Here is an 11497-nt window from a genome sequence, read left to right on the forward strand (position 1 = left end):
CCTTATTTTTTAACCTTTAAAACAAAAATTTTACATTTTTTACCTAAAATCTATTTAAAAATTATGTTGAAATTAAAATGTATTGCATTGGCAGTTTTTCTTCTGCAAGGCTTTAGCGTGTCTCTTACAGCTCAACAAGCTCACTTGATTCCGATTCCAGTTAAAGCTGAATATCCGCAAGGATTTTATAGTTTACCTAACCGAATTATCATTGCCGCTCCTAAATCTGAAGCGCTACAAGCCACGGTTAAAAACTTAACCGATCGATTGGAAAAGACAGCTATGCGTAAGGTTCAAATGCTTTGGGATGCTAGTTCACAAGCAGATTTGGCTCAAATTCGTTTGATATTATCAAAACAAGCTAATCCTACTCTAGGGAATGAGGGTTATACTTTGGCAGTAAATGCTAGAGGAATTGTGATAACTGCCAATAAACCTGCTGGTCTATTTTATGGAGTTCAGAGTTTATTACAATTAATGCCCAAAGAAATAGAGGCTAAACAAACGGTCATTAAGCAAACTTGGAAAGTTCCTTTTGCTCAAATAACGGATTATCCTCGTTTTGCTTGGAGAGGTTTAATGCTCGATGTAGCTAGGCACTTTTTTAATAAAGATCAAGTAAAGCAGTTCATTGATGAGATGGTGGCATATAAATACAACATTTTGCACTTCCATTTAACGGATGATGAAGGCTGGAGAGTAGAGATTAAATCTTTCCCTAATTTGACCAAAAAAGGAGCTTGGAATGTACCCAAAGTAGGTCGATTTACGGAGTTCTCTAAGCCAGAACCGAATGAACCTCGTACCCAAGGTGGATTTTTTACCAAAGAAGATATTCAAGATATTGTATCTTATGCTAAAGGACGTTTTGTAAATGTAATGCCTGAAATCGATGTTCCTGGACACTCCATGGCCGCTATTGCATCATATCCAGAACTTTCTTGTACTCCTGAAGCGGTGAATTATCAAGTTATTTCGGGCGAACCTTTTATCGATTGGTCACATGGACATGCCGTTGCTTTGCAAGACAATACCTTATGTCCTGCTAATGAGAAGGTCTATACCTTCTTAGATAAAGTATTTACTGAAGTAGCCGAAATGTTCCCTTTTGAATACATTCACATGGGAGGAGATGAATGCCCTAAAAACTATTGGGAAAAGAATCCTCAAATTTTAGCCATGATGCAAAAGGAGAACCTTAAAACTCCGCAAGAGGTTCAAGCCTTTTTTACTCGTCGCTTGGAAAAAATCATTACTTCCAAAGGAAAGAAAATGATGGGATGGGATGAGATTTTAGAGGGTGGAGGTTTACCAAAAAACACGGCTGTGATGTCGTGGAGGGGTATTGCTGGGGGTGTTCAAGCTGCTAAGGATGGACACGAAGTGGTGATGACTCCTAATAATCATGTTTATGTCGATTTAATGCAAGGCGATGCCGCTATCGAACCACCTGTCTATGAAACAGTTCGTTTGCGTGATTCATATGCCTTCAATCCGGTACCTGAAGGAGTTGATGCCAAGCTAGTGAAAGGCGGCCAAGCTAATTTATGGTCAGAGCAATTATTTACATACCGTCATTTACAGTACATGTTATTCCCTCGTGCATGGGCAGTATCCGAAGCGTTGTGGTCTCCACAAGAAAATAGAAATTGGGATAATTTTGTTAGCCGTGTTGAACATCATTTTGGTCGTTTTGACCAAGCAGAAAAGAAATATGCTCCAAGTATGTATGATGCCATCATTCAAGTTGGGAAAAACGAACAAGGTCAATTGTGGGTAGAATTAAGTACTGAAGTGAATCCATTATCTGTTCACTATAGTTTTGATTACTCATATCCAGATAACTTTTATCCAGCTGCCACAGGTAAAGTGATTATTCCTAAGGATGCTTTAGAGATGCGGATGATTTCTTACCGTGGCAAAGAAAAAGTAGGTAGGATGATGACAATATCTATTGAAGATTTGAAAAAACGTTTAAAGAAATAAAATGATGAAGAAATTCCTTTTCTTATTATGTGGCTTATTCCTAAGCCTGGGAGCATTTTCACAAGCTAAATTTGAAAAAAGAGAATTAGCTTTTGGTCCTGATCAAACTTTGCCGTATCAAATTCTTTACCCTTCCAATATGGAAAAAGGGAAGAAGTACCCCGTTATTTTGTTTTTGCATGGGGCTGGAGAAAGGGGTAGCGACAATGAAAAACAATTGACACATGGATCCAAATTGTTTTTAGATCCTAGCAATCAATCGAAATACCCTGCCATTGTGATATTCCCGCAATGTCCAGCTAATTCCTACTGGTCCACCGTGAAAATTGATCGTAATACCAAGCCGACAACTTTCGTATTTGAATATCCTAAAGAACCCAATTGGCCTTTGGCAGCTGCTGTCAGTATTGTCAAAAGTTTAGTCAAGGAGAAAGTGGCAGATAAGAAGCGCTTATACATCATGGGATTGTCTATGGGAGGAATGGGTACTTTTGAAGCCATTTCAAGAAACCCTAAAATGTTTGCTGCTGCGGCTCCCATTTGTGGAGGAGCTGATTTGCATTTTGTTAAAAAATATGCCAAAAAACTACCTTTATGGATTTTCCATGGCGATGCTGATGCAGTGGTACCCGTAAGACATTCCAGAGAGGCAGTTGCTGCCTTAAAAGAAGCGGGAGCCAATCCTACTTATACCGAATATCCAGGGGTCAATCATAATTCATGGGATAATGCATTTAAAGAACCTGAATTATTTTCTTGGATGTTTTCTCATAAAAAATAATAACTAATTATGCTGTTAAGCATCTTATTATACCTCCAGGTAGCTTTATTACCTGGAGGTATTTTTAATATTTCAGGGGCATCTACGGCCTCAACAACCAACTATTTACAGGTTAAGAAAGGCTATGTGATGTCTTATGATGGGGTACAAGGGAAAGCCAATTGGGTGGCTTGGACTTTGACTGCCTCGGATATAGGTGAAGTGCCTAGATCCAATCGTTTTAGGCAAGATGAGGACTTACCAAGGCTATTTAAAAGAATAGAAGCGGATGATTATAAACACAGTGGTTACGACAGGGGGCATTTGTGTAATTCTGAAGATCGGTCTTCAAGCTCTTTTCTAAATGCAGAGACATTTCAAATGTCCAACATGATTCCTCAAACTCCCGAATTAAATCGTGGCCCATGGGAGCGTTTAGAAGCCTATTGTCGAAAATTGGCCAAAAGAGGCCAAAAATTGACTATTTATGCCGGTGGTCTAGGCGTATTAGATAAAATTGGGAACGAAGTGGTTATCCCCAAATATTGTTGGAAAGTAGTCGTCAGTCAAGAAAAAACCTGGTATCTATTATTTCCTAATTCTCATGAATTGCATCCAAACTGGCAAACATTTGCCACCTCTAAAACCAATTTAGAGAAAATGACGGGGTTGCGATTTCCTTAAGGTTTTAAGGCCCATTCCATCAATTTCTTAGCTGCAGGGAAGTTTTCGTATTCCAATGGTATACGACGATTGTTCGTGTATTCATTGTAAATCCAAGGATCACCTAAAGCAAATACTTTTCCTTTACCTACATGAGCCATAGCCATTACACAATAACCTTGTAGATCTTCCAAGGATTTGGCAGGACCAGAAAGCTTGATGGTTGAAATTTCTTTGATGTAGATTTTTTTCAATCCTTTGAAAACTGGATTATTGGCTGATATATTCAAGGTTCCTTGATGCCAGTTTTTACCTTGAACCATGTTTAAGTTAGGACCCACAAACTCCATTCCAAACCTTTTAGCTAAAGTATTGAATTTCGGTATTTCGCAATTAGTTGTATCATTAGCCAATAGAATTAATGTTCCACCTGCTTTCACCCATTTCTCGATTTCATCCGCATCTTGGGTGCGCATGTAATTTGGTTTTGCTGTTTCTTTTTGACTATCTGGATCTACGATGATGTAAACTTGAGCCCCAGCTAAGTTTTTCACAGTAGGAGCTTGAGCTAAACTATCAATTTTAGCACCCAATTGCTCCGTTTGAACTCCTAATAATTGAAATCCCGAATCTTTTCTATCTTCCCAAGTATAATGGAATCGCTCCATGTTGCCTTGTTTATTTTTACGGAATTCATGATTGAAATAATAATCTAAAACCACCTTTTTGCCTTTTCCAATACCTAATTCTTTAGCAATTTCCATTTCCAAAGAGGCCATTATGAAAGGACCAGCGCCTTTTAAATCATCTGTTTTTAAAGGCTCCGACATATAATAAGCAAAACTACCATCTCGGTAAGGTGAACCGCCTAATCCACCCACGCTCACTGTTTTCTCCAAATGAATATAACCCTGAGCATCTTTGGTGATGAATTTTTCTAGGATAGAATTATAGGCCTTTTGAGATGCAGCCAAATAAGAGGAGGGAAGATAGCCCTTGCGAACCCCCTTCGCAAAGGCGTATACGTACATATTGGCACAGGATGCCTCTAAGTAATTCCCTTTTTGAGTACCTAATGTGGGTAATTGGTACCAAAGTCCAGTGGATTGATCTTGCACTTTTACAAGCGCAGCACTTAATTCATTCAATTGCTTAATCAGCATATTTCTTTTAGGATGTTGCAAAGGAAAATAGTCCAATACATCCACTAAAGCCATCGCATACCAGCCCATGGCCCTTCCCCAAAAATTAGGAGATAATCCTGTCTGTTTACTTGCCCAAGCTTGATTGCGCTCATGGTCATATGCATGATATAAAAGTCCCGTTTTAGGGTCTTTGGCATTTTTATACATCAGTTGAAACTGAAGAGCAATATCATCCCAATTGTTTTCATGGAAAACACGACTGTATTCGGCATAAAATGGCTCTAACATGTATAAACCATCCAACCACATTTGGTCTGCATAGCGATCTTTATGCCAAAATCCTCCCTCTTTCGTTCTAGGCTGTTTGCTGATTTGTAAGCGTAATTGCTCTGCTGCAATTTTGTATTTATCTTCTCCTATTTCCTGATAAAGAGAAAGTAGTAGTCTGCCTGTGGTGATATTATCAGAGTTGAACTCAGAAAACTTGTACGTGCGAATATCTCCTTTCTCGTTGATAAAACTATTGATATTTTTCTGAATGTATTGAAAGTAAGAAGCGTCACCGGTTCTTTGATGAACTTGTTCAAGCGCCTTTAGGAATAAGCCTTGTTCATAATCCCAAGTAGCGGGCTTCCCAATTTTAACCTGGATGGAATCTTGATGTGTATGCATCAAAGATTGTGCCATTTGAGTAGAGTATGGAGTGTTTTGTGCCCAAGCTGGAGCTAGTAAACAATAGCTAAGAATACCTAAAAGCGCTTTTTTCATATTTAACGTAGTTCAGTAATTTCAGAAAAATCCATGTCAGTATAATCTTTATTTTCACCAGCCATACCCCAAATAAAGGAATAGTTTTGAGTACCTGCGCCGCTATGAATTGACCATGGTGGGGAAATCACAGCTTGATGATTTTGAACCCAGATATGTTTCGTTTCTTTGGTTTCACCCATTAAATGTAAAACAGCTTGACCAGGTTTTACATCAAAGTATAAATAGGCTTCCATTCTACGGTCATGCACGTGAGCAGGCATGGTATTCCAGATAGAGCCAGGTTCTAAAATGGTTAAGCCCATGACCAATTGACAAGATTGTATCCCATCATGGTGAATGTATTTGTAAATGGTTCTATGATTGGAATTCTCTAATGAACCCACATTGACTGTCACCACATTTTCTCGGTCTAATTTTTCATTAGGGTAGGTGGCATGTGCAGGTGAAGAAAGTAAATAGAACTGGGCAGGCTCGTTGGCTGAGACAGAACTAAAACTTACGTCTTGTGTTCCTTTACCTAGGTACACAGCACTTAATTTAGATATTTCGAAGTTTTGTCCATCCGCTTTCACGATTCCTGGTCCACCTACATTGATAATTCCCAATTCTCTGCGTTCAAGGAAAAAATTGGCCTTTAATTTTTCTGGGTTAGGCAATTTGATTTCACCCAATACAGGCATTGCACCACCAATGATCATGCGGTCATATATGGTGTAAGTTAGGTGAATTTGATTTGCTTCAAATATATTTTCAACCAAAAACTGGTCCCTTAATTCTTGATTAGTAAAGGTTGATACTTCTTTTCTACTCGCCTCAAATCGATAGTTCATGTGATTAATTTTAGTTTAGAAAGAGATGACAGAAGATATTCTACTCAAATTGCAGCTATCTTTAGGCGCAATTTCTAATGGCATGATGGTATATCCTATTAATTTCTATGATGATGTGTCCTCTTTTTTTAAGGAAATCGAGTTAACGGTAGAAATAGTTAAAGATAGTAGTCCTAACACCCTGTATTTGCCAGAGCTTTCACTTTATGTTCAATGTATTTCTTTGGCCGATTACCAAGTAATGAAGAGAAATACAGATACTTTAACCTGGCAAAAACAGTATGTAGAGCAAACAGCTGGATCAAAAGAATGGATTAGAATTTGGGAAGATATTTGGTACAATCATTCCGAATGGATTAAGAAATATTTTCAATACCGTAAATTAGGCTATAAGTCCATTTTTGCTCGAGATTTACGGGTTGTACCAATTGCTAAAGATATAGCCAATACATTTTTAGAAACAGAGCATCTATTAGGTAAAGTACAAGCTAAAAGTTTTTATGGTTTAGTGGTGCCGCTGCATCGTCAATTTCGGAATATATCAAGTGAATACTATTTGGGAGAGCAAAAATTGGTGGGAGTGGCTGCCTTTGCAAAACCCATGCTGATGAAGGAAAAAGGTTTTGAAGGAAAACGTTCAGGTGAGCTAATTCGCTTTTGTTCTATTTTAGGAACACGTATTGTCGGCGGATTGAGTAAGATGATTCAATATTATCAGCAAGAAGAAAAGGTGGATAATATCATGACCTACATCGATTTGGAATGGAATAGGGGCGAAGGTTATCAATCGATTGGATTTCAAGAAGTTCAGTTGACTAAGCCTATTTTATATAACATAAACGACCAAGGAGACCGAGTCATTTGTCGTTCTTGGGATGAGGCGACCGTTTGTACTGCAGGAAATAAAAAACTGCGCATCTATTTTCCAGAAAATTGACGCAATTTTGTGCAAGAATCATTGCCAATTGATTATCTGATTTATATGTCATTACCACTTATTACTATTCTTGGACCAACAGCTAGTGGCAAGACTGCTTTGGCCGTAGAATTGGCTAGGAAAATCGGTGGAGAAATAATTTCAGCCGATTCTAGGCAATTGTATCGTCGTTTGGATATTGGAACTGGAAAAGATTTATTGGAATATGGGCAAGACGAAAATGTCGTCCCTTACCATCTAATCGATATTTTAGAAGTAGGAGATCCATATTCTGTGGCGCATTTTCAGAAGGATACTTTTGATGCATTAAAAGTCATTGATGATCATAAGAAATATCCCATTTTATGCGGGGGTACGGGCTTGTACATCGACGCAGTTTTGGCTAGCTATCAATTTTCTAGCCTTCCTCCATTTTTAGATTCACCTCTGAAATTGGATCGTTCAAGCATCGTTTTTGGATTACAGCCTTCATGGGATACAAGAAGAACAAATTGCTCGAAACGACTATTTCAGCGCTTAGATGAAGGGATGATACAAGAGGTTGAGAATCTGCTAAATGAGGGTGTCAAGCCAGCCGATTTACGTTGGTTAGGACTGGAGTATAAATGGTTAACTGATTATGTAGAAAAGAAAATTAGTCGAGATGAACTGGAAAGAGGACTAGAAGTAGCCATTCATCAGTTTGCTAAAAGGCAAATGACTTTTTTCCGTAAAATGGAACGTTCAGGTATTGATATTCAATGGATTCCTGAAAATTTAACGCGGTCAGAAGCAGTCGATTGGATGATTTCTCAATTAATTTTTAAGGATTTTTTGTCAAAGGACTTGCTTAAAATCGAAAAAAGGCCTTAATTTGCATTCTCAATTTGAGACAGAGGGTTGTCAGAGTGGTCGATCGAGGCAGTCTTGAAAACTGTTGGCTGTTACAGGCCCGGGGGTTCGAATCCCTCACCCTCTACCAAAAGCGCAAAGAAATTTGCGCTTTTTTTGTTTTAAAATCTTCAAATTGCCTGACATCATTGGTGGTTAATAACATTTCATCAATCTATGTAATCCTTGTCTTTTTCGAATCTTAAGGGAAGGTAAATTATTCTTCATAATTGTTCTTACTCCCAAGAAATTCATATTTATGTAGTATTTTCATTGCATGAAATTATACATTGTTCCTACACCCATTGGAAACTTAGAAGATATTACCTTAAGAGCTATTCGGATTTTAGGGGAAGTGGATGGAATTTTGGCTGAAGATACGCGTAATACGGGTCAACTATTGAAACATTTAAACATCAATAAGCCCTTATTTGCACATCATGCGCACAATGAACATGCTGGGGTTGCAGGAGTTATTAAGATGTTATTAGCAGGGAAGTCGATGGCCTTAGTATCCGATGCAGGGACTCCAGGGATTTCAGACCCTGGTTTTTTATTGGTCAAAGCTTGTGTAGAACAAGGAATAGAGGTGGAGACTTTACCGGGAGCCACAGCCTTTGTCCCAGCTTTAGTGAATTCAGGATTCCCTTGCGATCGATTTATATTTGAAGGATTTTTGCCTCACAAAAAAGGTCGTCAGACGCGTTGGAAAGCTATTGCTGAAGAAGATAAGACAGTGGTGTTATATGAATCTCCTCATCGAATTGTGAAAACGATGGAACAAGCTGTGGAGTTTTTAGGAGAAGCAAGGCAGGTTATGCTTGCAAGAGAATTATCTAAAATGCATGAGCAAATGATTCGAGGAACGGCGGCTGAAGTATTATTGTATTTGAATCAACATCCTGATAAAGTTAGAGGTGAAATGGTTTTAATTATTGCTGGTAAATAAGCTTTTATGAAGTATTTGTATGTGTTGTTTCTGAGCTGTTTGATGAGCTCAACTTGGGCCCAAAATAGTCTAAGTTCACAATCACGCGTGTCCTTAGTGACGATTGCTCCTGGTACAGAATTGTATTCCTATTTTGGACATACCCTAATTCGTGTATATGACCCAGCTACAGGTTTAGATAGGGCATATAGCTATGGTACATTTGATTTTCAAACTGAAAATTTTTATTTGAAATTTTTAAAAGGCACTTTGCCCTATTCTTTGTCATACAACAATATGTCCGATGTGCTTAATTATTATTCACAGTACGAGAATAGAACACTAAGGGAACAGGTTTTAGCTTTGAGTGATGCTCAACGTAATCAAATATTTCAAGCTTTAGAAAAGAATTACCTGCCTGAAAACCGCTATTACCAATATAAGTTTTTCTATGACAACTGTGCCACCCGTATTCGGGATATATTTGCGCAGGCTGCCCCAGGTGCATATCCATGGGATAAAATGACCCGCTTGGAAGGACTTTCTTATCGGGATTGGATGAACCGATATTTGCCTACTACTGCTTGGGTTACTTTTGGGATGAACATGGCTTTGGGTTTACCTTCTGATGTAAAAGCCAATGCTTCTCAATCTTGTTATTTGCCTGATAATCTGGAAATAGCTACAGCTCAAGCAAGCTTCAATAATCAAAAATTGGTAGAAGCATCCTTGACCTTGTTCGAATCTCAGCCAAATCCTATGACTGGTTTTGATCCCTTTGGACCTCTTCCTGTATTGCTGACATTATCGCTTGTTTTGGTGTTTTTATCCTTACGCTTTTCGCATAAGAAAGGCTTGCTCTTTGGCTTGGATATTGCTCTTTTTCTTATTTATGGATTATTCGGGATGTTGATATTCTTTTTGGCTACAGCTACCGATCATGAAGTGATGTCCTATAATGTAAGTTGTTTGATATTATGGCCGATACATTTCCCCTTGGTCTTTTGGTTTGCTAGAAATACAACAGGAGGATTTTGGCTCAAATACGTCAGAGTGGCCTTTCTTGTTGCATTCATAGCCAGCTTAATTACAGGTTATCTTTTTTATGGTCTATTTATTATTGCCTTGCCCATTTTGATTCGTTTGTTCTTTTTGTCTCGTTTTTATTCCAAATAGTTTCATGAAAATCATTGAATTGAGAAGTGATACCTTCACTTTACCAACACCAGGGATGCGCGACGCCATGTTTTCGGCGCCATTAGGGGATGATGTTTTTGGAGAAGATCCGAGTGTATTGGCTTTGGAGTCCAAATTGGCTAATATGTTCCATAAAGAAGCCGCCTTGTTTTGTCCATCAGGAACGATGAGTAATCAAATGGCTATTTCGGCTACCGTTTCTAAAGGTCAGGAAGTGATATGTGATGAGTTATCGCATATCTATTTATACGAAGGTGGAGGTATCATGGCCAATGCCGGTGCTTCTGTTAAATTATTGAAAGGGGATTTAGGACGTTTGACTAAATCTCAAATAGAAGCAGCTATTTCACCGGATGATATACATGCCTGTGAAAGTGCTATGGTGAGTTTGGAAAATACGGTGAACAAAGGAGGGGGAAGTGTTTACAGCAGTGAAAGCTTAGATGAAATTTCAAATTTTTGTAAGAAAAAAGAAATACCACTTCATTTAGATGGTGCACGCATATTTAATGCCATGGCTGTAACTGGTCAAATTCCATCTCAATTTGGGGCATGGTTTGATTCCATTTCGATTTGTTTGTCAAAAGGCTTGGGAGCACCTGTTGGGTCTGTTTTGGTTGGTAATGAAGCTTTTATCAAAAAAGCTAAGAGGATTAGAAAACGATTAGGTGGAGGTTGGCGACAAGCGGGAATGCTTGCTGCTGCGGGGATATATGCATTAGATCACCAAGTGGTAAGACTTCAAGAAGACCACCAAAGAGCGAAAGCTATCTCGGAAATTTGTTCCACTTTACTCTGGGTAGAATCCACATTACCTGTGGTTACAAATATCGTGATTGTTAAAATACGGGAAGGTTTAAATTCCACCATCAAAGTAGCTGAATTAGCTCAAAAAGGCATTAAATGCTCACCTTTTGGTGCTGAATACATTCGGTTTGTTACTCATTTAGGGTTTGATGATGAGGACTTAAGTCGTTTTGAAAAAGCCATCAAGTCGTAGTTCAATTCTTTTCTTTGGCATTGTTTAATTGATTGAGTAGAATTGTTGAATTATTGACTTTTTTCAACAGTTAGATCCATTACAATATGCAAAGAAAGGCCCTTAAAATGTTTCTTCATCCAGGTAAAGAAGCTGAATATAAAAGAAGACATGATGAAATATGGCCAGAATTGGCTGAATTATTGAAGTCTGTAGGTGTTCAAAATTATTCCATTTTCCTAGACCCTGAGACCCTAGTGCTTTTTGCATATTTAGAGGCAGAAGATTTAAGCCAATTAGATAATTTACCTCAATTACCCATCATGCAAAAGTGGTGGGCCTATATGGCAGATATCATGGAAAGTAATCCAGATAATTCTCCCAAATCCGTTGAAATTCCATCCGTTTTTTATTTAGCATAATCACTTCTG

Annotated in this window: 11 protein-coding genes and 1 tRNA gene; 10 read left to right on the top strand and 2 right to left on the bottom strand. The window is 38.3% G+C overall.

Features of this window, described 5'->3' with window-relative positions; translation table 11 throughout:
• The first annotated feature begins 63 nt into the window (after positions 1 to 63).
• From HME7025_RS06060 to HME7025_RS06070, 3 genes are read left to right on the top strand one after another with little or no spacing between them, the layout of a single operon-like run.
• A complete protein-coding gene (locus tag HME7025_RS06060; protein ID WP_109322772.1) occupies positions 64 to 1986 on the top strand; it encodes a beta-N-acetylhexosaminidase in 1923 nt (640 codons plus the stop codon).
• A 1-nt stretch (position 1987) separates the two neighbouring features.
• On the top strand, positions 1988 to 2767 hold the full coding sequence (locus tag HME7025_RS06065) for a carboxylesterase family protein (RefSeq protein WP_226998290.1): 780 nt from the start codon (positions 1988 to 1990) through the stop codon (positions 2765 to 2767).
• Positions 2768 to 2776: 9 nt separating this feature from the next.
• Positions 2777 to 3430, top strand: a complete 654-nt coding sequence (locus HME7025_RS06070; RefSeq protein WP_109322773.1) for a DNA/RNA non-specific endonuclease — start codon at positions 2777 to 2779, stop codon at positions 3428 to 3430.
• On the opposite strand, the gene HME7025_RS06075 is transcribed toward HME7025_RS06070, so the two are convergent.
• Complete coding sequence (locus HME7025_RS06075; protein WP_109322774.1) at positions 3427 to 5322, bottom strand: glycoside hydrolase family 88/105 protein; 1896 nt, start codon at positions 5320 to 5322, stop codon at positions 3427 to 3429. The genes HME7025_RS06070 and HME7025_RS06075 overlap by 4 nt on opposite strands.
• A 2-nt stretch (positions 5323 to 5324) precedes the next feature.
• Positions 5325 to 6155, bottom strand: coding sequence for a 5-dehydro-4-deoxy-D-glucuronate isomerase (kduI, locus tag HME7025_RS06080; protein ID WP_109322775.1), 831 nt, complete (start codon positions 6153 to 6155; stop codon positions 5325 to 5327).
• Positions 6156 to 6180: 25 nt separating this feature from the next.
• On the opposite strand from kduI, the gene HME7025_RS06085 reads away from it, so the two are divergent.
• The 7 genes from HME7025_RS06085 to rhaM all read left to right on the top strand — a co-directional run bounded on the left by HME7025_RS06085 (position 6181) and on the right by rhaM (position 11488).
• The gene (locus tag HME7025_RS06085; RefSeq protein ID WP_109322776.1) at positions 6181 to 7092 is read left to right on the top strand and encodes a hypothetical protein; all 912 of its coding nucleotides are present in this window, start codon (positions 6181 to 6183) and stop codon (positions 7090 to 7092) included.
• A gap of 45 nt (positions 7093 to 7137) precedes the next feature.
• Positions 7138 to 7944, top strand: a complete 807-nt coding sequence (locus HME7025_RS06090) for a tRNA (adenosine(37)-N6)-dimethylallyltransferase (RefSeq protein ID WP_109322777.1) — start codon at positions 7138 to 7140, stop codon at positions 7942 to 7944.
• 21 nt (positions 7945 to 7965) lie between these two features.
• A tRNA-Ser gene (locus HME7025_RS06095) sits at positions 7966 to 8053 on the top strand.
• A gap of 186 nt (positions 8054 to 8239) precedes the next feature.
• Complete coding sequence (gene rsmI / locus HME7025_RS06100; protein ID WP_109322778.1) at positions 8240 to 8911, top strand: 16S rRNA (cytidine(1402)-2'-O)-methyltransferase; 672 nt, start codon at positions 8240 to 8242, stop codon at positions 8909 to 8911.
• Positions 8912 to 8917: 6 nt separating this feature from the next.
• Positions 8918 to 10066, top strand: a complete 1149-nt coding sequence (locus HME7025_RS06105) for an Lnb N-terminal periplasmic domain-containing protein (protein ID WP_109322779.1) — start codon at positions 8918 to 8920, stop codon at positions 10064 to 10066.
• Positions 10067 to 10070: 4 nt separating this feature from the next.
• Positions 10071 to 11087, top strand: coding sequence for a threonine aldolase family protein (locus HME7025_RS06110; RefSeq protein ID WP_109322780.1), 1017 nt, complete (start codon positions 10071 to 10073; stop codon positions 11085 to 11087).
• Between the two features lie 86 nt (positions 11088 to 11173).
• A complete protein-coding gene (gene rhaM, locus HME7025_RS06115; protein ID WP_109322781.1) occupies positions 11174 to 11488 on the top strand; it encodes an L-rhamnose mutarotase in 315 nt (104 codons plus the stop codon).
• Positions 11489 to 11497: the final 9 nt, after the last annotated feature.

This window comes from Aquirufa nivalisilvae (assembly GCF_003143535.1).
GTDB lineage: Bacteria > Bacteroidota > Bacteroidia > Cytophagales > Spirosomataceae > Aquirufa > Aquirufa nivalisilvae.

Excerpts from the sequence above, each read along its gene's own strand:
- rhaM (WP_109322781.1), top strand. The coding sequence starts at position 11,174 with ATGCAAAGAAAGGCCCTTAAAATGTTTCTTCATCCAGGTAAAGAAGCT.
- HME7025_RS06070 (WP_109322773.1), top strand. The coding sequence starts at position 2,777 with ATGCTGTTAAGCATCTTATTATACCTCCAGGTAGCTTTATTACCTGGA.
- HME7025_RS06065 (WP_226998290.1), top strand. The coding sequence starts at position 1,988 with ATGATGAAGAAATTCCTTTTCTTATTATGTGGCTTATTCCTAAGCCTG.
- HME7025_RS06110 (WP_109322780.1), top strand. The coding sequence starts at position 10,071 with ATGAAAATCATTGAATTGAGAAGTGATACCTTCACTTTACCAACACCA.
- rsmI (WP_109322778.1), top strand. The coding sequence starts at position 8,240 with ATGAAATTATACATTGTTCCTACACCCATTGGAAACTTAGAAGATATT.
- HME7025_RS06090 (WP_109322777.1), top strand. The coding sequence starts at position 7,138 with ATGTCATTACCACTTATTACTATTCTTGGACCAACAGCTAGTGGCAAG.
- HME7025_RS06085 (WP_109322776.1), top strand. The coding sequence starts at position 6,181 with ATGACAGAAGATATTCTACTCAAATTGCAGCTATCTTTAGGCGCAATT.
- kduI (WP_109322775.1), bottom strand. The coding sequence starts at position 6,155 with ATGAACTATCGATTTGAGGCGAGTAGAAAAGAAGTATCAACCTTTACT.
- HME7025_RS06105 (WP_109322779.1), top strand. The coding sequence starts at position 8,918 with ATGAAGTATTTGTATGTGTTGTTTCTGAGCTGTTTGATGAGCTCAACT.
- HME7025_RS06060 (WP_109322772.1), top strand. The coding sequence starts at position 64 with ATGTTGAAATTAAAATGTATTGCATTGGCAGTTTTTCTTCTGCAAGGC.
- HME7025_RS06075 (WP_109322774.1), bottom strand. The coding sequence starts at position 5,322 with ATGAAAAAAGCGCTTTTAGGTATTCTTAGCTATTGTTTACTAGCTCCA.